The sequence below is a fragment of the Pseudomonas sp. NUPR-002 genome, assembly GCF_056322725.1.
On record NZ_CM150476.1, the window covers coordinates 265,161 to 287,417 of the forward strand.

A 22,257-nucleotide genomic window follows, 5' to 3' on the forward strand; every position below is an offset into this window, starting at 1 on the left:
CCTTTAGGAGACAACTCCAATGAGCCTCAACGTTTTCTGGTTTCTTCCTACCCATGGCGACGGCCACTACCTGGGCACCGCTGAAGGTGCGCGTGCGGTCGATCACGGCTACCTGCAGCAAGTCGCCCAGGCGGCCGATCGCTTGGGTTTTGGCGGTGTGCTGATCCCGACCGGTCGTTCCTGCGAGGACTCCTGGCTGGTTGCCGCGTCGCTGATTCCGGTAACCCAGCGCCTGAAATTCCTGGTTGCCCTGCGCCCCGGCATCATCTCGCCGACCGTGGCGGCACGGCAGGCCGCCACCCTCGATCGGCTGTCTGGCGGCCGGGCGTTGTTCAACCTGGTCACCGGCGGTGATCCGGAAGAGCTGTCCGGCGACGGCTTGTTCCTCAGCCACGAAGAGCGTTATCAGGCCTCGGTGGAGTTCACCCGCATCTGGCGACGGGTGCTGGAAGGTGAAACCGTTGACTACGACGGCCAGCATATTCAGGTCAAAGGCGCGAAACTTCTGTATCCGCCGATCCAGCAGCCGCGTCCGCCACTGTATTTCGGCGGCTCTTCGGAAGCGGCACAAGACCTCGCCGCCGAGCAGGTCGAGCTGTACCTGACCTGGGGCGAGCCACCGGCGGCGGTGGCCGAGAAGATCGAGCAAGTACGCGCCAAGGCCGCCAAGCAAGGCCGCACGGTGCGCTTCGGTATTCGCTTGCATGTGATTGTGCGTGAGACCAACGCTGAAGCCTGGCAGGCTGCCGAGCGTCTGATCTCGCACCTGGACGACGACACCATTGCCCGCGCCCAAGCCTCGCTGGCGCGTTTTGATTCGGTGGGCCAGCAACGCATGGCCGCACTACACGGCGGCAACCGCGACAACCTGGAAGTCAGCCCCAACCTCTGGGCCGGAGTTGGCCTGGTGCGTGGTGGTGCCGGTACCGCGCTGGTGGGCGACGGGCCGACCGTGGCGGAGCGGGTCAAGGAGTATGCGGCACTGGGTATCGATACCTTCATTTTCTCGGGTTATCCACACCTGGAAGAATCTTACCGGGTCGCCGAGCTGCTGTTCCCACACTTGGATGTGCAGCGTCCTGAACTGCCGAAAAGTGCTGGCTACGTGAGCCCATTCGGGGAAATGGTCGCCAACGACATCCTGCCCAAATCCGCAGCGCAGCGCTGAGGGTACGGCCATGAGTCGAGCATCCACTCCCTGGCCGCAGCGCCTGGCACCTTGGGCGCTGCCGTTGCTGCTATTGGCGGTCTGGCAACTGGCAGTCAGCGCGGGCTGGCTGTCAACGCGCATCCTGCCGGCCCCCAGCGCAGTCTTCAGCGCAGGCGTCGAATTGGTACGCAGCGGTGAAATCTGGACCCACTTGGCGATCAGTGGCTGGCGCGCGGCGCTGGGCTTCGTGATCGGTGGTTCGATCGGCCTGGCGCTGGGCTTTATCACCGGCCTGTCGCGCTGGGGCGAACGCCTGCTCGACAGCTCGGTGCAGATGATCCGCAACGTGCCGCACCTGGCGCTGATTCCGCTGGTGATTCTGTGGTTCGGTATTGATGAGTCGGCGAAGATTTTCCTGGTGGCGCTGGGCACCCTGTTCCCGATTTACCTCAATACCTACCACGGTATCCGCAACGTCGATCCGGCGTTGGTGGAAATGGCGCGCAGCTATGGCTTGTCCGGCTTTGAGCTGTTTCGCCAGGTGATTCTGCCGGGGGCCTTGCCTTCGATTCTGGTCGGTGTGCGTTTTGCCCTGGGCTTTATGTGGCTGACCCTGATCGTTGCCGAAACCATTTCGGCCAACGCCGGCATCGGCTACCTGGCCATGAATGCCCGCGAGTTCCTGCAGACCGACGTCGTGGTCCTGGCGATTGTGCTGTACGCCGTGCTCGGCAAATTGGCTGATCTGGCGGCACGTGGGCTGGAGCGGGTCTGGCTGCGCTGGCACCCGGCGTATCAACCGACCCGGGGAGAAGGCGCATGACCCTCCTCAAAGAAGCACCTCAGCACTTGCTGCGCGGTATTCCGCTGGCGGCCAACAACCTGCAGAAAACCTTTGGCCAGCGCACCGTGCTGCGTGACATCGACCTGCATATTCCTGCCGGGCAATTCGTGGCCATTGTCGGCCGAAGCGGGTGCGGCAAAAGCACCCTGCTGCGCCTGCTTGCCGGGCTCGATCAACCAACGGGCGGTGAGCTGCTGGCAGGCTCGGCGCCGTTGAGCGAAGCGCGCGAAGACACTCGTCTGATGTTTCAGGAAGCGCGTTTGCTGCCGTGGAAAAAGGTTATCGACAACGTCGGCCTGGGGCTGTCAGGCAACTGGCGCCCGCAGGCCTTGCAAGCCCTGGAGGCAGTCGGCCTGGCCGAGCGCGCCAATGAGTGGCCGGCAGCCTTGTCTGGCGGCCAGAAGCAGCGTGTGGCGCTGGCCCGTGCGCTGATTCACCAGCCGCGCCTGTTGTTGCTCGACGAACCACTGGGCGCGCTCGACGCCCTGACGCGCATCGAGATGCAGCAACTGATCGAACGGCTGTGGCGTCAGCATGGCTTCACCGTATTGCTGGTTACCCATGATGTCAGCGAAGCGGTAGCGGTGGCTGACCGGGTGATTCTCATTGAAGACGGCGAGGTGGGGTTGGACCTGACCATCGACTTACCCCGCCCGCGTGTCCGCGGCTCCCATCGCCTGGCGGCGCTGGAAACCGAAGTTCTCAACCGCGTTCTCTCGGTTCCGGGCGCACCGCCCGAGCCGGAACCCGTAGCACCTTTGCCAACGCAACTGCGTTGGGCTCATTAATGTGAAGGAAGCAAAGCGATGACTATCAAAGCGATCAACGTACGTAACCAGTTCAAAGGCACCGTGAAGGAAATCCTCGAAGGGCCGGTGCTGTCGGAAATCGACGTGCAGACGGCCTCGGGTATCGTCACCTCGGTGATCACCACCCGCTCGGTGCGTGAATTGGAACTGACCATTGGCAGTGAAGTGATTGCCTTTGTGAAGTCCACCGAAGTGTCCATCGCCAAGCTGTAAATCTGGTAGGAGCGGGCTTGCCCCGCGATAGGGGTGTATCAGTTACATCACATCGCGGGGCAAGCCCGCTCCCACTTTGGCAGGAACGGCGGCAGGTACAACCCCAGGTAGGCATCGAACACCCGCATGCCTTCTTCAGCCATGCGCGGGGTAATCTGGCCGTGCAACTGCACCGAACGGGCATACACCCGGTCACCCAGTTCCATCGCCAGCGCGAATACATCCACATCATCCGGTAGCACCGGCAACTGGAAATGCTGGGCAAACAGCTTATGCATCAGCGCGCCCAGCTCAATGTCGTGCTGACGGTCAGCCTGGGTCACTTCGCTCAGACCATGCTGGGCCAGAATCAGCTGACGCGCAGCGGCATCTTCGTTGTAGATGCTCAGCATGCGCTGCTCAACCAGCCGCGACAGGTCGTGCCAGGTGTTGAGTGTCGAGGCTTCGATCGGCGCCGCCAGGCACGCCCGAAACGCGCCATGCACATCGGCCGTCAACGCTTCGAGCAACGCCGGCACACTGGCGAAAAAGTGATACACCGACGACGGTGGAATCTGCGCGCGCTCGGCAACGCTGTAGATCGACAGGCTGGCCACACCCTCACTGGCCAACAGGGTGCGGGCCGCCTCAAGGATCGAGTCGATCCGCGCCTGGCTGGCGGCGCGGGGTTTGCGTGGGGTGACAGTGCGGCTCATGTCAGTTGCTGATCGCCAGAATGCTCGCCTGGTAGGCGCTGACGAACAGGTCGAAATCAACCTTGTCCTCTTCGCGCTCAAGCGTGGCCTGGGCCTCCAGCGACTCACGGGCCGCTGCTTCAAAGCTCTGCTGCTCCTGCGCTGGCAGGGCCTGGGCGCGGAAGAATTCGGCATGCGCCTGGCTTTGGCGCAAGGCAAAGCGGCTGAAGCTTTCCTTGTGCTCTTTCATGCTCGCCAGTACCTGCGCCGATGGCGTCAGCGACGGATCGCTGACCTTGGCCTTCTGCAGTTCCAGCGCCTTGGCATGCTCGTCACCGGACTGGCTGCGGTCGAGCAGCTCGGCCAGGGGGGCAATGCGTTCAAGCAGTTCGTTCGCCCATTCCTTGAGCGCAACCGGCTTGCCGTGGCGTTGCAGCATCAGATCCGGACGACGGCCTTCCTTGACCACACTGAGGAAGTTGCCGGTGCAGTTGCCACACTCCAGGTAACCCAGCAGCGGGCTGTCTTCCAGGGCGCAGAACAACAGGAAAGCGTCGAGGAAGCGTGCTTCGTTGAGGTCGATGCCGGTGGGCAGGAACGGGTTGATGTCCAGGCAACGCACCTCGACGTACTGGATGCCACGCGCCATCAGCGCCTGGATCGGACGTTCGCCGCTGTAGGTCACGCGCTTTGGACGAATGTTGGAGTAGTACTCGTTTTCGATCTGCAGGATGTTGGTGTTCAGCTGAACCCACTCGCCATCCTTGTGCGTGCCGATCTCGACATAGGGCGCATACGGGGTGGCGACGGCCTTGCGCAGGCTGTCGGTGTAGCTGCTCAGATCGTTGTAGCACGGGGTCAGGCCTGCCTGGGCATTGCTCTGGTAACCCAGGTCGCTCATGCGCAGGCTGGTGGCGTACGGCAGGTACAGGGTGTCGGCGTCGAACTGTTCGAGCTGGTGTGGGCGACCACGCAGGAAACCGGCGTCGAGCGCTGGCGAGGCACCGAACAGGTACATCAGCAACCAGCTGTAACGGCGGAAGTTGCGGATCAGGGCGATGTAGGCCGCCGACTGATAGGCGCGATCGTCGAGGCTGCTGCCTTCAGCGGCACGCAGCAGCGGCCAGAGTTTTTCTGGCAGCGAGAAATTGTAGTGAATCCCGGCAATGCACTGCATGGTGCGGCCGTAACGCAGGGCCAGGCCCTTGCGATAAACGTACTTGAGCTGACCGATGTTGGAGCTGCCGTACCAGGCAATCGGAATGTCTTCCTCGGCCGGTAGCGGGCAGGGCATGGAAGGGCTCCACAGGTATTCGCTGCCCAGTTTGCTGTAGGCGAAGCGGTGGATGCTCTCCAGGCTTTCGAGGGTCTGCGCAGGGTCGGCCAGGGCTGGGGTAATGAACTCCAGCAGCGACTCCGAATAGTCCGTGGTGATCTGCTCATGGGTCAACGCCGCACCGAGCGCTTCGGGATGCGGGGTCTGTGCCAGGCGACCTTCCTCGGTCACACGCAAGCATTCGCGCTCGATGCCGTGCAGGCACTGCTTGAGCAGGGAGAGGTTGTCGCCTTCGCCGAGCAGGCTCAGGCGGCGGTTGAGAAGTTCGCTCAAGATGGATTCCTTCACGCGTCAGTCGCCCCAATATGGGGGTGGAATTGACGGTCTACAAGGGTGGACAGAGGAACTGGCGTTGTCGCCTGGTATTGGCCGGCTTTCGGCAGTGCCTGCGCTCTGCCGAAAATATCGCAATTTAGCTGCTGACGGCTAGAGGATGACGAAGGTTCCCTGGGCTTTTGCCACCAGCTTGTCGCCCTGAAGCACATCGGCGTCGACCACCAGCGTGCGCCGCCCGGCATGCAGCACGCGGGCGATGCACTGCACTTCGCCTTCGCTGACGGCGCGCAGGTAGTTGATCTTGCACTCCAGGGTCACGCTCTGCTGGTCGAAGCCATGGGCGCTGGAACAGGCCAGGCCCATGGCGGTATCGACCAGGCTGAAGATGGCCCCGCCGTGCAGCTTGCCGCCGCGGTTGCGCAAATGCGGTTCCAGGGCCATTGTCATTTCTGCAACGCCTGCTTCCAGGCGTTGCAGGCTGCAGCCAAGCAGGTGGCTGAAGGCGCTGAGCACGACGTCTTCTGGGGCCTCCATCACTTCTTCTTCAGCTGTTTGGCGTTGGCGAACAGCGCTGCCATGGCATTGTTGGTCGGTGCCGGGGTTTCCTTTGCACGCGGCGCGGCGCTTGGCTGACGTGGCGCTGAACCCGGGCGGCTGCCACGGGCGCCATCGATCTTCTCGCCCGGGGTGTCGCTCATGCGCATCGACAGGCCGACGCGTTTACGCGGGATGTCGACTTCCATGACCTTGACCTTGACCACGTCGCCAGCCTTGACCGCTTCGCGCGGATCTTTGATGAACTTCTCCGACAGCGCCGAGATGTGCACCAGGCCGTCCTGATGGACGCCGATGTCGACGAAGGCACCGAAGTTGGTCACGTTGGTGACTACGCCTTCGAGGATCATCCCCAGTTGCAGGTCTTTGAGGTCTTCGACGCCTTCCTGGAATTCAGCGGTCTTGAACTCGGGACGTGGGTCGCGGCCGGGTTTGTCCAGTTCCTGGAGGATGTCGGTGACGGTCGGCAAACCGAAGGTTTCGTCGGTGAACTTCTTCGGGTCAAGGCGCTTGAGGAAGCCGCTGTCGCCAATCAGCGAGCGGATATCGCGGTCGGTGTCGGCCGCAATACGCTGCACCAGCGGGTAGGCCTCAGGGTGCACCGCCGAGGCGTCCAGCGGGTTGTCGCCATTCATTACGCGTAGGAAGCCTGCCGCTTGCTCGAAGGTTTTTTCGCCGAGTCGGCTGACTTTCTTCAACGCAGCACGGGTTTTGAACGCGCCATTGGCGTCGCGGTGGCTGACGATGTTTTGTGCCAGGGTGCTGTTGAGGCCAGAGATGCGCGACAGCAGGGCGACCGAGGCGGTGTTGACGTCAACGCCGACGGCGTTCACGCAGTCTTCGACCACAGCGTCCAGGCCGCGGGCCAGCTTGAGTTGGGAAACGTCATGCTGGTACTGGCCGACTCCGATGGATTTCGGATCGATCTTCACCAGTTCCGCCAGCGGGTCCTGCAGGCGGCGGGCAATCGATACCGCGCCACGGATCGACACGTCCAGGTCCGGGAACTCACGGGCAGCCAGTTCCGACGCCGAGTACACCGAAGCACCGGCTTCGGAGACCATGATCTTGGTCATTTTCAGTGCTGGGTATTTTTTGATCAGCTCGGCGGCCAGCTTGTCGGTTTCGCGGCTGGCGGTGCCGTTGCCGATGGCGATCAGCTCGACCGAGTGCTTGGCGCACAGCGCGGCAAGTACGGCGATGGTCTGGTCCCACTGGTTTTTCGGGACGTGCGGGTAAACCGTGGCAGTGTCGAGCAACTTGCCGGTGGCATCGACCACCGCCACCTTGCAGCCGGTACGCAAGCCCGGGTCGAGGCCCAGGGTGGCGCGCGGGCCGGCCGGAGCGGCCAGCAGCAGGTCGTGCAGGTTGTGGGCGAAGACGTTGATGGCTTCGCTTTCGGCGTTGTCGCGCAGCTCACCGAACAGGTCGGTTTCCAGGTGGCTGTAGAGTTTGACCTTCCAGGTCCAGCGCACCACTTCAGCCAGCCACTTGTCAGCTGGGCGGTTGTGGTTCTGCAGGCCAAAGCGCTCGGCAATCATCAGTTCGCACGGGTGCAGGGTGCCTGGCAGCTCTTCGCCGACCTTCAGCGAAGCGGCGAGCACGCCCTCGTTTCGGCCACGGAAAATCGCCAGGGCACGGTGCGACGGAACGCTCTTGAGCAGTTCATCGTGTTCGAAGTAGTCGCGGAACTTGGCGCCTTCCTCTTCCTTGCCAGCCACCAGACGGGCGCTAAGCACGGCTTCCTGCTTGAGGAAGTTGCGCAGCTTGTCGAGCAGGCTGGCGTCTTCGGCAAAGCGCTCCATGAGGATGTACTTGGCGCCTTCGAGGGCAGCCTTGACGTCGGCCACGCCTTTTTCCGCATCAACAAAGCGCGCGGCTTCGGCTTCTGGGCTCAGTTGCGGGTCGTTGAGCAGACCGTCTGCGAGCTCGCCAAGGCCCGCTTCCAGGGCGATCTGGCCCTTGGTGCGACGCTTCTGTTTGTACGGCAGGTAAAGGTCTTCGAGGCGCGTCTTGGTGTCAGCCAGTTTGATCTCGCGGGCCAGTTCCGGGGTGAGCTTGCCTTGCTCTTCGATGCTGGCCAGGATGCTGGCGCGGCGGTCGTCCAGCTCACGCAGGTAGCGCAGGCGCTCTTCCAGATGACGCAGTTGGGTGTCATCCAGGCTGCCGGTCACTTCTTTACGGTACCGGGCGATAAAAGGCACCGTCGAGCCTTCATCAAGCAGGGCCACGGCCGCTTCGACCTGTTGCGGGCGGACGCCGAGTTCCTCGGCGATGCGGCTGTTGATGCTGTCCATAAAACCACCTGACAATGTGTGAATACAAAGGCCGCGGGCGGGCGCCATAGGGCGCTCGAAGCAATGCGGCGCTGGCTGAAAGGGGCGCATTATACCCAGCACGCCGGGCTTGCGGTGATAGCAGGGCGCCAGCTCCCCAGGCTGTGAAACTGGCGCAGCGGGAAAAATCTGCTAACAATGCACACGGCACGGCCAATGGCGGCTAAGCCATAATGCGTGCCGAGATTAGAGGAGTAATTCATGAGCAGCACTGCACAAACCGCTGAAGGCGAAAAAATTCTCATCGTCGATGACGACCCGGGCTTGAGCAGCCTGCTGGAACGTTTCTTCACCAGCAAGGGCTACCGCGCCCGTGCAGTCCCCAATACCGAGCAAATGGACCGCCTGCTGGCTCGCGAAGTATTCAACCTGGTGGTGCTCGACCTGATGCTGCCCGGCGAAGACGGCCTGACCGCCTGCCGCCGCCTGCGCGCCGCGAACAACCAGATCCCGATCATCATGCTTACCGCCAAGGGCGACGAGCTGAGCCGTATCAAGGGGCTGGAGCTGGGTGCAGACGATTACCTGGCCAAACCGTTCAACCCCGACGAGCTGATGGCCCGGGTCAAGGCCGTGCTGCGTCGCCAGGCCCCTGCCGTACCCGGCGCGCCAGGCAGCGAAGACGAAACCGTCACCTTCGGTGACTACGAGCTGTCGCTGGCAACCCGTGAACTGAAGCGTGGCGAAGAAGTGCACATGCTCACCACCGGTGAGTTCGCCGTACTCAAGGCGCTGGTCATGCACGCCCGTGAGCCGCTGACGCGTGACAAACTGATGAACCTGGCTCGCGGCCGTGAGTGGGATGCGCTGGAGCGTTCCATCGACGTGCAGATTTCCCGTCTGCGCCGGATGATCGAGCCTGATCCTTCGAAGCCACGTTATATCCAGACGGTCTGGGGTGTTGGCTACGTTTTTGTACCGGATGGCAACGCCGCTAAGTGATGTTTCGATTGTAGGAGCCAGTCACAGCCAGCAGGGCGATCCTTCGGGGTGCCCTGTTTTTGCCTGTGGTGGGTCCGCAAAGCCTGCGAGCCATGCTCGTGCCTGCAAAGTGTGTAGCCGTTGTCGATGAAAACGCCCTTGTGGTTCCCGCAAAGCTTCTTCGCCCGCACCCTCTGGTTGGTGCTGATCGTCGTGCTGTTTTCCAAGGCGTTGACCTTGGTTTACCTGCTGATGAACGAAGACGTGTTGGTCGATCGCCAGTACAGCCACGGGGTGGCCCTGACGTTGCGCGCCTATTGGGCGGCGGACGAATCCAACCGCGAGAAGATCGCCGAAGCGGCAGGGTTGATCCGGGTGGTTGGCTCCGGTGTGCCTGAAGGCGAACAGCATTGGCCCTACAGTGAAATCTATCAACGTCAGATGCAGGCCGAACTGGGTGCCGACACCGAAGTGCGCCTGCGCATCCATGCGCCACCGGCCCTTTGGGTGCGGGCACCGAGCCTGGGCGCTGGCTGGTTGAAGGTGCCGCTGTATCCGCACCCGTTGCGTGGTCAGAAAATCTGGAGCGTCCTCGGCTGGTTCCTGGCGATTGGCCTGTTGTCCACGGCCTCGGCGTGGATTTTTGTCCGTCAGCTCAACCAGCCCCTCAAACGCCTGGTATTTGCTGCCCGGCAACTGGGTCAGGGGCGTAGCGTCAGGTTGCCGGTCAGTGATACACCCAGCGAGATGACCGAGGTGTACCGCGCCTTCAACCAGATGGCCGAAGATGTCGAGCAGGCCGGGCGCGAGCGTGAGCTGATGCTGGCTGGCGTGTCCCACGACCTGCGAACCCCCTTGACCCGCTTGCGCCTGTCGCTGTCGTTGCTGGCCAACGAAAACGATCTGACCGACGACATGGTGCGTGACATCGAAGACATGGACGCCATTCTCGATCAGTTCCTCGCCTTCATTCGTGACGGGCGTGACGAGCCGGTGGAAGAGGTCGACCTGAGCGACCTGGTGCGCGAGGTGGTAGCCCCCTTCAATCAGCCAGAAGAGCGGGTACGCCTGTGTCTTGAGCCGATTCCGCCTTTCCCGCTGCGCCGGGTGTCGCTCAAGCGTTTGCTCAACAACCTGATCGGCAACGCCCTGTACCACGCCGGTAAAGGGGTTGAAGTGGCAGCCTATGTGTCTGGCGACAGCAGTGCGCCTTATGTGGTGCTGAGCGTGCTGGACCGCGGTGCAGGCATCGACCCGAACGAGCTGGAAGGGATCTTCAACCCGTTCATTCGCGGTGATCGCGCCCGCAGTGGCAAAGGTACCGGGCTGGGGCTGGCGATCGTCAAGCGTATCGCCGCCCAGCATGGCGGTAATGTCGAACTGCGCAACCGCTCTGGCGGTGGGCTTGAAGCCCGTGTGCGGCTGCCACTGGGCCTGCTGCTACCCCGCGATGCGGTGTAACTGACAAATCGCAATCGCGGGGCAAGCCCGCTCCTACTAGCCTTTGCCTTTGGTGCGGGTCAGGTTCGGCCCGCCGTTCTTCTCCAGGTGTTCGATGATCATCCCGGCAACGTCCTTGCCGGTGGTGACTTCGATGCCTTCCAGACCAGGTGACGAGTTCACCTCCATCACCAGTGGGCCATGGTTGGAGCGCAGGATATCCACACCCGCCACGCTCAAACCCATGACCTTGGCCGCGCGAATGGCGGTCATGCGTTCTTCGGGGGTGATTTTGATCAGGCTGGCGCTGCCACCGCGGTGCAGGTTGGAGCGGAACTCGCCGGGTTTGGCCTGGCGCTTCATCGAGGCAATCACCTTGTCACCGACCACGAAGCAGCGGATATCGGCACCACCGGCTTCCTTGATGTATTCCTGAACCATGATGTTCTGTTTCAGGCCCATGAACGCTTCGATCACCGACTCGGCCGCCTTGGTGGTTTCACACAAGACCACGCCAATGCCTTGGGTGCCTTCGAGCACTTTGATCACCAGTGGCGCACCGTTGACCATTTGGATCAGGTCGGGAATGTCGTCGGGTGAGTGCGCAAAGCCGGTAACCGGCAGGCCGATACCACGGCGCGACAGCAGTTGCAGCGAGCGCAGTTTGTCCCGCGAGCGGGCGATGGCCACCGATTCGTTCAGCGGGAACACCCCCATCATCTCGAACTGGCGCAGTACCGCGCAGCCATAGAAGGTCACCGAGGCGCCGATGCGCGGGATTACCGCATCGAAACCCTCAAGGGGTTTGCCGCGGTAGTGGATCTGCGGCTTGTGGCTGGCGATGTTCATGTAGGCGCGCAGGGTATCGATCACCACCATTTCATGGCCTCGTGCAGTACCGGCCTCAACCAGACGACGAGTGGAATACAGACGCGGGTTCCGCGACAGCACAGCGATCTTCATGCAACACCTGTGGAGGGAGAAATAGTGGCCGGGAATGCCGGTTTGTCTTGTACGTATTTAAGGCCCGGGTTGACCACCAACTGGCCATGGATCAGGGCTTTGGAGCCGAGCAGCAGGCGATAGCGCATGGCTTTTCGGCAGGCCAGGGTGAATTCCACTTCCCAGACCCGGTCTCCCAGGGCCAGTGGCGTGCGGATCACGTAGCGCACCTGCGCCTGGCCATTGGAGCTCTTGATGGTTTTCATGGTCACCAGCGGCGCTTCGCAGCGGCGGTGACGCAGTTGCACGACCGAGCCCAGGTGCGCGTTGAAGCGCACCCACGGCTGGCCATTGCGTTCGAAGGTCTCGACCTCGGTGGCATGCAGGCTGGAGGTGCTGGCGCCGGTGTCGATCTTGGCGCGCAGGCCCGCCACGCCAAGGTCGGGCAAGGCCACCCACTCGCGCAGGCCGATCACAGTCAAATGGTCAAATGTCTTCAAATTGCTCAACCAGCGTAAAAAGTCGCAAGGCCAGAAACGGCGTGCGCGACAGGTCGGTGAACTGTAAGCACGCCGCAGATTTTTTGCATCCGCCAGATACGGTAGTACAGTTCGGTGAACGAAAAAATGCGGGGAAATGTCATGGCACAAAAGCCGGAAGAGGACGACAAGGTTCGTCTGGACAAATGGCTGTGGGCAGCACGCTTCTACAAGACCCGGGCGCTGGCCAAGGCCGCCATTGAAAGTGGAAAGGTGCATTGCCGGGGCGAGCGTTGCAAGCCGGGCAAGGAGCCACGACTGGGCGACGAATTCGTCTTGCGCACCGGCTTTGATGAGCGCACGGTGGTGGTCAAGGCGCTTTCGGTGGTGCGCAAAGGTGCGCCCGAAGCCCAGACGCTGTACGAGGAAACCGCCGAAAGCATCGCCCGCCGAGAGCAGGCCGCCGCCATGCGCAAGGCCGGGGCGCTGGGCATCAGTACCGACGGTCGGCCAACCAAGAAACAGCGGCGTCAGCTCCACCAGCTTCATGACAGCGCCGGTTAACGGGCGCGGGGCGCACTGATAAACTAGGTGCCATTAACTCATTTATGTGAAAACCCGAACCCATGTCTGAATTGCCGGATACCGATTACACCCAACGCTTCCTCTTCGACGACCGCGATGTACGCGGTGAAATGGTCGTGCTGGAGCGTAGCTACGCCGAGGTGCTGGCCAAGCATCCTTACCCGCAACCCGTTGCGCAGCTGCTCGGTGAGCTGATGGCGGCCGCCGCGCTGCTGGTCGGCACGCTGAAATTCGATGGTCTGTTGATCCTTCAGGCGCAGTCGAGTGGCCCGGTGCCCCTGCTGGCCATCGAATGCACCAGCGAGCAGGAGATTCGCGGCCTGGCGCGCTATGAGGCCGAGCAGATCAAGGACGACGCCACCCTGGCCGACTTGATGCCTGGCGGACATCTGGTGCTGACCATCACTCCGGTCAACGGTCAGCGTTACCAGGGCACGGTGGAGCTGGACGGCAAGGACTTGTCGGAGTGCTTTACCAACTATTTCGTCATGTCCCAGCAGGTCAACACCTGTATTTCCCTCGCCGCCGATGGTCAGCGCGCCCGCGGCCTGCTGGTGCAACAGCTGCCTGCCGATCGCCAGAAAGACATCGAAGAGCGTGAAGAGAGCTGGAACCACGTCAAAGCCTTGGCCAACACGGTGAAAGCCGAAGAACTGCTGGGCCTGGACAACGAAACCATGCTGCATCGCCTGTATCACGAAGACGCCGTGCGTCTGTTCGATATCTTGCCGCTGCACTTCCGTTGCAGCTGCTCGCGCGAGCGCTCTGGCAATGCGTTGATCAGCCTCGGTGAACATGATGCGCTGGCGCTGGTCAATGAACATGGCGGCAAGATCGAGGTCGATTGCCAGTTCTGCAACCAAAGCTATCAGTTCGATGCCGCCGATATTGAGCAATTGTTCGCCGGTGGCGGTGTAGACGCGCCGTCAGATACTCGGCACTAAAACGTTTCATCACAGGTAAATCTCCTGTCTAACGCCGGAAAATCGCCGTTCTGACAGGAGGGCTCTACTTTTTTTGGGCGTTTCTGGCATAATCCGGCCACTTTTTTCGCTGTAGTAGTTTTCAAAGCTCTACTACAAAACGTTTGGAGCACTCGGCCTCAGGCCGGATGGGGAATCTCATGACGCAAGCCAACAACACCGTGTACACCGACCTGAGCGTCGATGAGCTGGTAAAAGAAGCGCTGAACCGCGGTGAAGGCGAGCTGGCCGATACTGGCGCACTGGTTGTGAAAACGGGTCATCGCACCGGTCGTTCGCCGGTTGACCGTTTCATCGTCGAAGAGCCGTCCACGCAGGACGCCATCGCCTGGGGCCCGATCAACCGCAAGTTCCCGGCCGACAAGTTCGATGCCTTGTGGGACCGCGTCGAAGCGTTCAACAACGCGCAAGAGCACTTCGTTTCCTACGTCCACGTAGGTGCAGCCGCCGAGCACTACCTGGCGGTGAAAATGACCACCCAGACTGCCTGGCAGAACCTGTTCGGCCGTTGCCTGTTCATCAACCCGGAGCAGGGCCAGTACAACCCGGCCGGTCGTGATGAGTGGCAGATCCTCAACGTTGCCAACTTCGAGTGCGTACCAGAGCGTGACGGCACCAACTCCGATGGCTGCGTGATCCTCAACTTCGCCCAGAAGAAAGTTCTGATCGCAGGAATGCGTTACGCCGGCGAAATGAAGAAGGCGATGTTCTCGGTGCAGAACTTCCTGCTGCCAGCTGCCGACGTGCTGCCAATGCACTGCGCCGCCAACATCGGCGAAGAAGGCGATGTCACCCTGTTCTTCGGTCTGTCCGGTACCGGCAAGACCACCCTGTCGGCTGACGAAAGCCGTTACCTGATCGGTGACGACGAGCACGGTTGGGGCGAAGGCGTTGTCTTCAACATGGAAGGCGGCTGCTACGCCAAGTGCATCGACCTGTCCGAGAAGAACGAGCCGGTCATCTGGAAAGCCATCAAGCATGGCGCTGTGCTGGAAAACGTCGTTATCGACGACGCCAAGCACGCCGACTACACCGATGTCAGCCTGACCCAGAACAGCCGCGCTGCCTACCCGCTGGAACACGTTGCCAAACGTGCTGAAGCGAACCTGGGCGGCGAGCCGAATGCAGTCATCTTCCTGACCTGCGACCTGACCGGCGTACTGCCGCCAGTGTCGATCCTGAACAACGAGCAGGCGGCCTACCACTTCCTGTCCGGCTACACCGCGCTGGTCGGTTCCACCGAAATGGGTTCGGGCGGCGGCATCAAGTCGACCTTCTCCACCTGCTTCGGCGCACCGTTCTTCCCGCGTCCGGCTGGCGAGTACGCTGAGCTGCTGATCAAGCGTATCAAGGGCTTCAACTCCAAGGTCTACCTGGTTAACACCGGTTGGACTGGCGGTGGCTACGGCGTTGGCAAGCGCTTCAACATTCCGACCACCCGTGCGGTGATCGCAGCCATCCAGAGCGGCGCGCTGATCGGTGCTGAAACCGAGCACCTGGACATCATCAACCTGGACGTGCCGAAGCAGGTTCCTGGCGTTGAAACTGTTCTGCTCAACCCACGCAACACCTGGGCTGACTCGGCGGCTTATGATGAAGCTGCCAAAGGCCTGGCCAACCTGTTCATCGAAAACTTCAAGAAGTTCGAAGTTTCCGACGCCATCAAGGCCGCTGGTCCACAGCTGTAAGCTGCAGACCGCGTGACGCAAAAAGCCGCCCTCATGGGCGGCTTTTTGTTTTTGCTGTGCCTTCTGGTGGAATCAGGCACTGTAGGCAACTGTCTTGCACCACCTGTGGGAGCGGGCTTGCCCCGCGATTGTAGCCCGACGTTGTATCGAATCGCGGGGCAAGCCCGCTCCCACAAAAGCCCGCTCCTACCCGGTGTAGAGGTCATCCATGTCCGAGACTCTTCAGCGTCACCAATTTCTTCATCATCAGCCGATCCTCACGCGCTGGCAGGACAGCGACCTCAACGGCCATATCGCTGGCGCTACGGTGTACAGCTACTTTGACACGACGATTCAGGCATTCCTGCAGCAACACGCGGGCCTGGACCCTCAGGACGGTGAAGTGATGGGGTTTGTGGTGAGTTCAGCTGCAGACTTTTTCGCCTTGCCGGCGTTTCCTGACACGCTGGAGGTCGGCTTGCGCGTTGCGCGCCTGGCCGGTAGTACGGTGGAGTATCAGTTAGGTCTGTTTCAGGCGGGAGAGCAGCAGCCTTGTGCCGCAGGTAAGGTGGTGCAGGTGTTTATCGAGCGGGCCTCGGGGCGGCCGGCGCAACTGCCAACAGCCCTGCAGACGGCATTGCTGCGCCTGCAGGGCTGAGTCCACCGCACTTAGCGGTGACGCCAGTGCTTCTTGTGCTTGCGATGGCCGTAGTGGTGACCACGGTCGTGGTAGTAGCGACGGTCGTCGTAGCCACGACGGTAGCGACGGGCATCGTCACGTTCGTCGTCGTCGGCCTTGTTGCCCAGGTAGTTACCCAAGGCACCACCAGCACCACCACCTGCGGCTGCACCGATGTAACTACCGGTAGTGCCGCCCACGCTGCGACCTACCACGTTACCGCCAGCAGCGCCCAGTGCACCGCCGATTGCCGCTTCGCCACGTTGGCGCTTGTCGGCACCCAGGGCACCACCGGCTGCACCACCCAGGCCAGCGCCGATTGCACCGCCAGTGCTACCGCCGACCGATTGGCCGACCACTGAGCCCAGTACCCCACCCAACGCGCCGCCAATACCGGCTTCGGTATTGCCGCCGGCTGAGGCAACGCCACTGAGCAGGCCAAGAGACAACAACAGAATCGAGGAGTACTTCATCAAGAGAGCCTCATAGGGATGACGAGGCGATCCTGAGGCTGGCGAGGGGCGCTGGCAACGCAAATCCGACGAGTAACACGACTTGTACACAATTCGCTAAGTTACTGTTTTAGCTGTGAAACTTTCTTGATTTTGCGCTGTCTGAGCTTACTTGAGACAAGGCCCCGGCATCGCTGCCAGGGCCTTTTTTATTGGGTGTCGAACCGCAGATTCTGTCAGAGGATGCGCGCGTTGTCGCTGGCGGCTTCCAGTTTGATCGCGACAAACTTCGATGTCGGGGTGTGGCTGCCATCACCGACGCTTTCCAGCGGCACCAGCGGATTCACCTCCGGATAATACGCCGCCGCCTGACCGGCCGGAATATCGAATGCCAGCAGGGTGAAGCCCTTGACCCGACGTTCGCGGCCATCGCTCCACAACGAGACGATATCGGCCTTCTGCCCCGGATGGAAGCCCAGGCGGATGATGTCGGCTTCATTGGCAAACAACACATTGCGCTGGCCTTTGACGCCACGGTAACGGTCATCGAGCCCGTAGATGGTGGTGTTGTACTGATCATGGGAGCGCATGGACTGCATGATCAGGTCAGGCGCCTGGCCGGTGGCGCGTACGCGCTCGTGCAGCAGGTCGTCAGGCAAGCCGTTGGCTTTGAAGTTGGCGCGGCCGCTGGCGGTCTTCCATTGGCGTTTGCCGGCGCTGTTACCCAGATAGAAGCCACCAGGATGCGCCAGGCGCTGATTGAAGTTGTCGAAGCCGGGGATGGTGTCGCTGATCAGGTCACGGATGCGCCCGTAGTCAGCCACCAGCCAGTTCCAGTCCACAGGTTTTGCACCCAGCGTGGCGGCGGCGATCCCGGCGATCACCGCAGGCTCTGAGCGCATTTGCCGCGACAATGGCTGCAGTTGGCCGTTGGAGGCATGCACCATGCTGAACGAGTCTTCCACGGTAACGGCCTGTGGGCCATCGCTTTGCAGGTCGATGTCGGTGCGGCCCAGGCAAGGCAGGATCAGCGCCTGCTTGCCGTGGATCAAGTGGCTGCGGTTGAGTTTGGTGCTGATCTGTACGGTCAGTTCACAGCTGCGCAGGGCCTGGGCAGTGCGTTCGGTGTCGGGGGTTGCCTGGGCGAAGTTGCCGCCCAGGCCGATGAACACCTTGGCTTGGCCGGCGAGCATGGCGCCAATCGCTTCGACGGTGTTGTGGCCATTGTGACGTGGTACCTGGAAGCCGAAGCGGCGCTCCAGCGCGTCGAGTAGGGCAACTGGCGGGCGTTCGTTGATGCCCATGGTGCGGTCGCCCTGAACGTTGCTGTGGCCGCGTACCGGGCACAATCCGGCGCCTGGCACGCCGAGGTTGCCGCGCAACAGCATGAGGTTGGCGATTTCCTGAATGGTCGCCACCGAATGGCGGTGCTGGGTAATTCCCATGGCCCAGCACATGATGACTTTCCTGGCTTTGCAGTACATCCGCGCGGCGTGCTCGATCTGTTCGAGGTCGAGGCCGGACTGCGATTCGATCTGCTGCCATGAGGTGCTGTCGACGGCGGCCAGGTAATCCAGCACACCGTCAGTGTGCTGATTGAGAAACTCATGGTCGAAAATGGCCGGGGCATTGCTGGCCTGGGCCTCGCGTTCCCATTGCAGGAGGAACTTGGCCATGCCGCGCAGCACGGCCATGTCGCCACCCAGTGCCGGGCGGAAATACGCGGTGTTGGTCGGGCGGTCGCCGTTGGTCAGCATCTCCAGCGGATGCTGCGGGTGCTGGAAACGCTCCAGGCCCCGTTCTTTGAGAGGGTTGATGCACACCACCTGCGCGCCACGTTTGACGGCTTCACGCAGCGGTTCGAGCATGCGCGGGTGGTTGGTGCCAGGGTTCTGACCCCAGACGAAAATCGCGTCGGCGTGCTCGAAGTCGTCAAAGGTCACCGTGCCTTTACCCACCCCGACACTTTGGCCCAGGGCCACGCCACTGGCTTCGTGGCACATGTTGGAGCAGTCCGGGAAGTTGTTGGTGCCATAGGCGCGGACGAACAGCTGGTACAGGTAGGCCGCTTCGTTGCTGGCCCGGCCCGAGGTGTAGAACTCGGCCTGGTCGGGGCTTTCAAGACGCTGCAGATGGCTGGCGATCAGGGCAAAGGCGGCGTTCCAGTCAATGGGTCGGTAACGGTCGGTGCTGGGCTCGTAGACCATCGGCTCGGTAAGACGGCCCTGATATTCAAGCCAGTAGTCACTCTGGCTGAGCAGCGAGGTGACGCTGTGGCGGGCAAAAAACGCCGCATCGACTCGGCGCTTGGTGGCTTCCCAGTTCACCGCCTTGGCGCCGTTTTCGCAGAACTTGACCATGCCGCTTTCCGGCGAATCACCCCAGGCGCAGCCCGGGCAGTCGAAACCACCGTTCTGGTTGGTCTTGAGCAGGGCGCGGATATTCTTCAGTGCGTTGTCACTGCCGATCCAGGCCTGCGCCACGCTGCGCAGTGCACCCCAGCCGCCCGCGGCACCGTGGTAGGGCTTGTAACGCGGAACGGGTTTTTGGTCGGCTTGATGATGCAGGCTCACGGGCGATTCTCCAGCACGGGGCTGAACACCCGTGGCGCACTGTGTTTAGGCAGATGGATCAGGTTGAGGTTGTGTTGGCGTGCCCACTGCAGCGCCAGGCCGGTCGGTGCCGACAGGCTGACCAGGGTCTGGATGCCGGCACGCAGGACTTTCTGGATCAATTCCAGGCTGCAGCGGCTGGTGACAACCGCCAGGCCGCCTTCGAGGCTGATGTGTTGGCGCAGCAGGGCGCCGATCAGTTTGTCCAGCGCGTTGTGGCGGCCGATGTCTTCGCGGCCCAGCAGCAGTTCGCCCTGGTTGTTCATGAACAACGCCGCATGCACCGCGCCGCAGTGCTGGCCCAAAGGCTGGAAGGCATCGATGCGTTGGCGCAGGCCGTCGAGCCAGTGTGCCGGCGGCAGCGGGGCACCCGGTAGCACCTTGAGTGCTGGCAGGGCTTGCTCCAACGCCTCGACCCCACACAGGCCGCAACCACTGGTGCCGGCCAGTTGCCGACGCTGGTTTTTCAGATTCCAGAAGGCGCGGCTGGCGATTTCCACTTCAGCGTTGATCGCTGATCCGCAGCCGCTGAGCTTGAGGTCGTAGATTTCGTCTGGCGAGCTGATGATGCCGCTGCCTAGGCTGAAGCCAACGATAAAGTCTTCAAGGTCGGTGGGGCTGACCAGCATGACCGCCTGGTTGATGCCGTTGTAGGCAATGCCCAGGGCAACTTCTTCGGCCAACGGTGTGCTGGCCGGGCTGTTGTCGGTCAGGTGGCTGTAGTCATAGGTATTGCTGGCCGCGGGCGCAGTCAGGGGAGCGGACGCCGCGCAGGCCGGAGGTGTTGTGCTCATCAGAGATACCGGCGGCTGGTCTGGTTTAAGCCTAGGCTTGCGCTCGGGTATCGTCTAATCGCTAATGCTGATGCCGTGATAGAGCCCGTCGATCAGGCACGGCTTTGCATGGCCTGAAACTCGGCCAGACAGGCTTCGGCCAGCGCCGAGCGTGGCGCGGTACGCCGCATGATCAGGCCCAGCGGTGCGAGGGTGCTGGCCTGTTCGATCGGTTGCAGGCGCAGCCGCTCGGTGAGGACTTCAAGGCCCGCCGCCAGCGGCATGATCGCGCAACACAACCCGCCACCGACGGCCTGCACCAACTGATGGACGGCATCGGTCTGCAGCAGCAATCGGGGCGCCAGCCCACGGCTGTGGAAGTTGTGGTCAATCGACTGGCGAAAGTGCATGCCTGCGGTCAGCAGACCCAACGGCAGTTCAGCCAGTGCCTGCCAGCTTAAGGGCTGTGGCGCGAAGGCAAAATGATCTGGGTCATACAACAGCCCCATGCGGGTTTCACCCAAGGGCAAGGACAAAAAGCGTTCGTGGTCCAGGCGATCCAGGTAAGAAACGCCCAGGTCCAGGCGGTTGCTGGTCAGTTGCTCGAGGATTTGCTCGGAGCTTAATGCGCTGAGTTCGAAATTCAGGTCCGGGTGCTGCTGGTGCAGGCGTTGCAACAGCGGCAGCGGGTCGAAGCTCGACAGCGGCACCACCCCCAGGCGCAGGTTGCCGACCAGATGCCCGCGACAGGCGGCGGCTTCGGCGTGCAGGCCATCGTAAGCGGCAATTACCGTGCGAGCCCAGGCCAGTACCCGCTCACCCTGGGCGGTGAAGCCTTCGAAACGCTGACCACGGTTGACCAGGGCCAGGTCCAGCTCCTGCTCCAGGTTGCGCAGGCGCATCGACAGAGTGGGTTGGGTCACGTGACAGCGGGCCGCCGCCTGGCCGAAATGACGGGTTTCATCCAGTGCGATGAGGAATTTCAGTTGTTTGATGTCCATCGTCGCTCCTTGGCGTAAAGCAGGCGAAGCATTCTAACCTGTCCTAGACTGCTTGCTCCGGGATTCATCACCAAGGAGAGCGGTATGAGCATTTTGAGCTTCATCAAAGAGGCCGGTGAGAAAATCATCGACCTGCTGACCCCTGGGAACGCCAATGCCAGTGAGCAATTGCAAAAGCACGTCGAAGCAGTTGGCCTCGGTAATCCGAACATCAAGGCGACGGTCGATGGCGACAAGGTAGTCGTCACCGGTGAAGTGGCCAGTCAGGAAGAGAAGGAGAAGATTCTCCTGGCGTTGGGCAACATTGCTGGTGTTGCGTCAGTCGATGACCAGATCACTGTTACCGGGCCGGCCGTGGCTGCTGCCCGCTTCGTTGTGGTGCAAAAGGGCGACACTCTTAGCGCTATTTCGCTGACGGTGTATGGCAATGCCAATCTGTACAACAAGATCTTCGAGGCCAACAAACCGATGCTCAAGCATCCCGACAAGATCTACCCTGGGCAGACTCTGCGCATTCCAGAGTAACCGTCCGTCTATCACATCGCTTCGCGGGACAAGCCCGCTCCCACAGATCCAGCGCGGTAGGAGCGGGCTTGACCCGCGATAGCGGTTCGTCTGTCACATCGCTTCGCGGGGCAAGCCCGCTCCCACAGATCCAGCGCGGTAGGAGCGGGCTTGACCCGCGATGGCGGTTTGTCTGTCACATCGCTTCGCGGGGCAAGCTCGCTCCCACAGATCCAGCGCGGTAGGAGCGGGCTTGACCCGCGATAGCGGTTTGTCTGTTACATCGCTTCGCGGGGCAAGCCCGCTCCTACAGGCCTTCGAGGAGGGTTCGGTAGTCTTCTACGGCGGCGAATTCTTCGGTATCACGCGGCCCTTTGCGGCTGTCCGGCTGGCGCACCGCAAGCAGGTGTGCCACGCCGAAGCGGCCGGCGCTGCGCAAAATCGACAAGGTGTCATCAATAAACAGGCTGCGCGCTGGCGTAAAGCCGATATCGGCCTGCAACGCTTCCCAGAACTGCGGGTTTTCCTTGGGATAACCGTAGTCATGAGAGCTGATCAGGCGCTCGAAGTAGGGGGCAAGCTCGACCTTTTCCAGCTTGAGCGACAACGAGTCACGGTGGGCGTTGGTGATCAGGATTACCCGCTTGCCGGCCTGTTTGATCGCCTGCAGAAAGGTGTCGGCGTCCGGACGCAAGGCAATCAGGTGTGCAATTTCCAGTTTCAGCTCACGCACTGGAAGGTTCAGCTCACGGCTCCAGAAATCCAGGCAGTACCAGTTCAGCGAGCCGGCGTGGCGTTCGAACAACGGCTCCATTTCCAGCTGGGCCATCGCCAGGCTGATGCCGTGCAGGTCGGCATAGCGCTGCGGCAGGTGTTCGAGCCAGAAGTGATTGTCGAAGTGCAGGTCCAGCAAGGTGCCGTCCATATCCAGCAGTACGGTGTCGATGGTGGACCAGGCTAAAACAGGCATATGAAATTCTCGGACAGTCAGGGCAGCAGTGGCCGGGCAAGCCACGGTATAGTAAC

The 22,257-nt window shown here is 61.7% G+C and carries 22 protein-coding genes; 11 read left to right on the forward strand and 11 right to left on the reverse strand.

The window, feature by feature from the left end:
• Positions 1 to 19 precede the first annotated feature (19 nt).
• From ssuD to ACVWSC_RS01175, 4 genes are read left to right on the forward strand one after another with little or no spacing between them, the layout of a single operon-like run.
• The gene (gene ssuD, locus ACVWSC_RS01160; protein ID WP_442111472.1) at positions 20 to 1,168 is read left to right on the forward strand and encodes an FMNH2-dependent alkanesulfonate monooxygenase; all 1,149 of its coding nucleotides are present in this window, start codon (positions 20 to 22) and stop codon (positions 1,166 to 1,168) included.
• Between the two features lie 10 nt (positions 1,169 to 1,178).
• Positions 1,179 to 1,973 (forward strand): aliphatic sulfonate ABC transporter permease SsuC, encoded by a 795-nt coding sequence (gene ssuC / locus ACVWSC_RS01165; RefSeq protein WP_133216432.1) that lies wholly within the window; start codon positions 1,179 to 1,181, stop codon positions 1,971 to 1,973.
• Positions 1,970 to 2,782, forward strand: coding sequence for an aliphatic sulfonates ABC transporter ATP-binding protein (gene ssuB, locus ACVWSC_RS01170; protein WP_442111474.1), 813 nt, complete (start codon positions 1,970 to 1,972; stop codon positions 2,780 to 2,782). The genes ssuC and ssuB overlap by 4 nt, the downstream gene beginning before the upstream one ends.
• 18 nt (positions 2,783 to 2,800) lie before the next feature.
• Positions 2,801 to 3,016 (forward strand): TOBE domain-containing protein, encoded by a 216-nt coding sequence (locus ACVWSC_RS01175; RefSeq protein WP_010221227.1) that lies wholly within the window; start codon positions 2,801 to 2,803, stop codon positions 3,014 to 3,016.
• Positions 3,017 to 3,063: 47 nt separating this feature from the next.
• Here the strand turns inward: ACVWSC_RS01175 and ACVWSC_RS01180 are convergent, their stop codons facing one another.
• From ACVWSC_RS01180 to ACVWSC_RS01195, 4 genes are all read right to left on the reverse strand, one after another.
• A complete protein-coding gene (locus tag ACVWSC_RS01180; protein ID WP_442111477.1) occupies positions 3,064 to 3,711 on the reverse strand; it encodes a TetR/AcrR family transcriptional regulator in 648 nt (215 codons plus the stop codon).
• A 1-nt stretch (position 3,712) separates the two neighbouring features.
• The gene (gene gshA, locus ACVWSC_RS01185; RefSeq protein WP_442111479.1) at positions 3,713 to 5,299 is read right to left on the reverse strand and encodes a glutamate--cysteine ligase; all 1,587 of its coding nucleotides are present in this window, start codon (positions 5,297 to 5,299) and stop codon (positions 3,713 to 3,715) included.
• 153 nt (positions 5,300 to 5,452) lie between these two features.
• Positions 5,453 to 5,836: a PaaI family thioesterase gene (locus ACVWSC_RS01190; protein WP_442111481.1), complete on the reverse strand. Its 384-nt coding sequence runs from the start codon at positions 5,834 to 5,836 to the stop codon at positions 5,453 to 5,455.
• A complete protein-coding gene (locus ACVWSC_RS01195; protein WP_442111483.1) occupies positions 5,836 to 8,154 on the reverse strand; it encodes a Tex family protein in 2,319 nt (772 codons plus the stop codon). Before ACVWSC_RS01195 ends, ACVWSC_RS01190 begins: the two co-directional genes overlap by 1 nt.
• 240 nt (positions 8,155 to 8,394) lie before the next feature.
• Between ACVWSC_RS01195 and ompR the strand changes: the two genes are divergently transcribed.
• Both ompR and ACVWSC_RS01205 read left to right on the forward strand, forming a co-directional pair.
• Entirely contained in the window at positions 8,395 to 9,135 is a 741-nt protein-coding gene (gene ompR / locus ACVWSC_RS01200) for an osmolarity response regulator transcription factor OmpR (RefSeq protein ID WP_442111485.1), read from the forward strand.
• 126 nt (positions 9,136 to 9,261) lie between these two features.
• Positions 9,262 to 10,575: an ATP-binding protein gene (locus ACVWSC_RS01205; protein ID WP_442111487.1), complete on the forward strand. Its 1,314-nt coding sequence runs from the start codon at positions 9,262 to 9,264 to the stop codon at positions 10,573 to 10,575.
• Between the two features lie 36 nt (positions 10,576 to 10,611).
• Here the strand turns inward: ACVWSC_RS01205 and rimK are convergent, their stop codons facing one another.
• On the reverse strand, positions 10,612 to 11,517 hold the full coding sequence (rimK, locus tag ACVWSC_RS01210; protein WP_442111489.1) for a 30S ribosomal protein S6--L-glutamate ligase: 906 nt from the start codon (positions 11,515 to 11,517) through the stop codon (positions 10,612 to 10,614).
• The gene (gene rimB, locus ACVWSC_RS01215) at positions 11,514 to 11,996 is read right to left on the reverse strand and encodes a retropepsin-like aspartic endopeptidase RimB (RefSeq protein ID WP_133216441.1); all 483 of its coding nucleotides are present in this window, start codon (positions 11,994 to 11,996) and stop codon (positions 11,514 to 11,516) included. The genes rimK and rimB overlap by 4 nt, the downstream gene beginning before the upstream one ends.
• A gap of 141 nt (positions 11,997 to 12,137) precedes the next feature.
• On the opposite strand from rimB, the gene ACVWSC_RS01220 reads away from it, so the two are divergent.
• From ACVWSC_RS01220 to ACVWSC_RS01235, 4 genes are all read left to right on the forward strand, one after another.
• Positions 12,138 to 12,539 carry an RNA-binding S4 domain-containing protein gene (locus ACVWSC_RS01220; RefSeq protein WP_442111492.1) on the forward strand — a complete coding sequence of 134 codons (402 nt, stop codon included), beginning with the start codon at positions 12,138 to 12,140 and terminating at the stop codon, positions 12,537 to 12,539.
• Between the two features lie 62 nt (positions 12,540 to 12,601).
• Positions 12,602 to 13,504 (forward strand): Hsp33 family molecular chaperone HslO, encoded by a 903-nt coding sequence (gene hslO, locus ACVWSC_RS01225; RefSeq protein WP_442111494.1) that lies wholly within the window; start codon positions 12,602 to 12,604, stop codon positions 13,502 to 13,504.
• Between the two features lie 179 nt (positions 13,505 to 13,683).
• Positions 13,684 to 15,231, forward strand: coding sequence for a phosphoenolpyruvate carboxykinase (locus ACVWSC_RS01230; RefSeq protein ID WP_442111496.1), 1,548 nt, complete (start codon positions 13,684 to 13,686; stop codon positions 15,229 to 15,231).
• A gap of 208 nt (positions 15,232 to 15,439) precedes the next feature.
• Complete coding sequence (locus tag ACVWSC_RS01235) at positions 15,440 to 15,868, forward strand: acyl-CoA thioesterase (protein WP_442111498.1); 429 nt, start codon at positions 15,440 to 15,442, stop codon at positions 15,866 to 15,868.
• 11 nt (positions 15,869 to 15,879) lie between these two features.
• Here the strand turns inward: ACVWSC_RS01235 and ACVWSC_RS01240 are convergent, their stop codons facing one another.
• From ACVWSC_RS01240 to ACVWSC_RS01255, 4 genes are all read right to left on the reverse strand, one after another.
• On the reverse strand, positions 15,880 to 16,365 hold the full coding sequence (locus ACVWSC_RS01240) for a glycine zipper domain-containing protein (protein WP_442111500.1): 486 nt from the start codon (positions 16,363 to 16,365) through the stop codon (positions 15,880 to 15,882).
• Between the two features lie 212 nt (positions 16,366 to 16,577).
• Positions 16,578 to 18,914 carry an FdhF/YdeP family oxidoreductase gene (locus tag ACVWSC_RS01245; protein ID WP_442111502.1) on the reverse strand — a complete coding sequence of 779 codons (2,337 nt, stop codon included), beginning with the start codon at positions 18,912 to 18,914 and terminating at the stop codon, positions 16,578 to 16,580.
• Complete coding sequence (gene fdhD / locus ACVWSC_RS01250) at positions 18,911 to 19,747, reverse strand: formate dehydrogenase accessory sulfurtransferase FdhD (RefSeq protein WP_442111504.1); 837 nt, start codon at positions 19,745 to 19,747, stop codon at positions 18,911 to 18,913. Before fdhD ends, ACVWSC_RS01245 begins: the two co-directional genes overlap by 4 nt.
• Before the next feature lie 92 nt (positions 19,748 to 19,839).
• Positions 19,840 to 20,727, reverse strand: coding sequence for a LysR family transcriptional regulator (locus ACVWSC_RS01255; protein ID WP_442111506.1), 888 nt, complete (start codon positions 20,725 to 20,727; stop codon positions 19,840 to 19,842).
• Between the two features lie 84 nt (positions 20,728 to 20,811).
• Here ACVWSC_RS01255 and lysM point away from each other — a divergent pair, with 84 nt between their 5' ends.
• On the forward strand, positions 20,812 to 21,252 hold the full coding sequence (gene lysM, locus ACVWSC_RS01260; RefSeq protein ID WP_442111508.1) for a peptidoglycan-binding protein LysM: 441 nt from the start codon (positions 20,812 to 20,814) through the stop codon (positions 21,250 to 21,252).
• A gap of 286 nt (positions 21,253 to 21,538) precedes the next feature.
• On the opposite strand, the gene yrfG is transcribed toward lysM, so the two are convergent.
• Positions 21,539 to 22,201, reverse strand: a complete 663-nt coding sequence (yrfG, locus tag ACVWSC_RS01265; protein WP_442111510.1) for a GMP/IMP nucleotidase — start codon at positions 22,199 to 22,201, stop codon at positions 21,539 to 21,541.
• Positions 22,202 to 22,257: the final 56 nt, after the last annotated feature.

Coding starts and splice junctions, on each gene's coding strand:
- ssuD (WP_442111472.1), top strand. CDS start 20: ATGAGCCTCAACGTTTTCTGGTTTCTTCCTACCCATGGCGACGGCCAC.
- ssuC (WP_133216432.1), top strand. CDS start 1,179: ATGAGTCGAGCATCCACTCCCTGGCCGCAGCGCCTGGCACCTTGGGCG.
- ssuB (WP_442111474.1), top strand. CDS start 1,970: ATGACCCTCCTCAAAGAAGCACCTCAGCACTTGCTGCGCGGTATTCCG.
- ACVWSC_RS01175 (WP_010221227.1), top strand. CDS start 2,801: ATGACTATCAAAGCGATCAACGTACGTAACCAGTTCAAAGGCACCGTG.
- ACVWSC_RS01180 (WP_442111477.1), bottom strand. CDS start 3,711: ATGAGCCGCACTGTCACCCCACGCAAACCCCGCGCCGCCAGCCAGGCG.
- ACVWSC_RS01190 (WP_442111481.1), bottom strand. CDS start 5,836: ATGGAGGCCCCAGAAGACGTCGTGCTCAGCGCCTTCAGCCACCTGCTT.
- ACVWSC_RS01195 (WP_442111483.1), bottom strand. CDS start 8,154: ATGGACAGCATCAACAGCCGCATCGCCGAGGAACTCGGCGTCCGCCCG.
- ompR (WP_442111485.1), top strand. CDS start 8,395: ATGAGCAGCACTGCACAAACCGCTGAAGGCGAAAAAATTCTCATCGTC.
- ACVWSC_RS01205 (WP_442111487.1), top strand. CDS start 9,262: ATGAAAACGCCCTTGTGGTTCCCGCAAAGCTTCTTCGCCCGCACCCTC.
- rimK (WP_442111489.1), bottom strand. CDS start 11,517: ATGAAGATCGCTGTGCTGTCGCGGAACCCGCGTCTGTATTCCACTCGT.
- ACVWSC_RS01220 (WP_442111492.1), top strand. CDS start 12,138: ATGGCACAAAAGCCGGAAGAGGACGACAAGGTTCGTCTGGACAAATGG.
- hslO (WP_442111494.1), top strand. CDS start 12,602: ATGTCTGAATTGCCGGATACCGATTACACCCAACGCTTCCTCTTCGAC.
- ACVWSC_RS01230 (WP_442111496.1), top strand. CDS start 13,684: ATGACGCAAGCCAACAACACCGTGTACACCGACCTGAGCGTCGATGAG.
- ACVWSC_RS01235 (WP_442111498.1), top strand. CDS start 15,440: ATGTCCGAGACTCTTCAGCGTCACCAATTTCTTCATCATCAGCCGATC.
- fdhD (WP_442111504.1), bottom strand. CDS start 19,747: ATGAGCACAACACCTCCGGCCTGCGCGGCGTCCGCTCCCCTGACTGCG.
- ACVWSC_RS01255 (WP_442111506.1), bottom strand. CDS start 20,727: ATGGACATCAAACAACTGAAATTCCTCATCGCACTGGATGAAACCCGT.
- lysM (WP_442111508.1), top strand. CDS start 20,812: ATGAGCATTTTGAGCTTCATCAAAGAGGCCGGTGAGAAAATCATCGAC.
- yrfG (WP_442111510.1), bottom strand. CDS start 22,201: ATGCCTGTTTTAGCCTGGTCCACCATCGACACCGTACTGCTGGATATG.